We start from the raw sequence: 310 nt of genomic DNA, 5'->3' as shown, positions 1-310 counted from the left end.
AACATTGAAGTCTGGACAGATATGCTTCAAAACATGAAATCCCGAGGCTTAAAGCAAGTTGAGCTTTTTCTTTCTGATGGTGTTGTTGGCATGAAAACAGCCTTGGCCAGGACTTATCCTAAAGCTCATTTTCAACGCTGTTTGGTTCATGTCATGCGCAATATCTGCGCTAAAGTACGCGTCGACGATCGTGAAAAGATCATGAACGAATTCAAACAGGTGCATCAACAGACAAACAAAGAAGAAGCCACAGCTGTCCTGCATGACTTCTATACCAAATGGGGCAAGGTTTACAGCCATGTTATCAGAA

Annotated in this window: 1 protein-coding gene; it reads left to right on the top strand. The window is 42.6% G+C overall.

Going from position 1 to position 310, the window contains the following annotated elements:
• Positions 1–310: transposase (locus CP367_RS08100; RefSeq protein WP_199160546.1), on the top strand; the 310-nt coding region annotated here is incomplete at both ends.

The sequence above is a fragment of the Lactobacillus sp. UMNPBX16 genome (assembly GCF_002553775.1).
GTDB lineage: Bacteria > Bacillota > Bacilli > Lactobacillales > Lactobacillaceae > Lactobacillus > Lactobacillus crispatus.
This window is presented reverse-complemented; position numbering and strand designations above follow the sequence as displayed.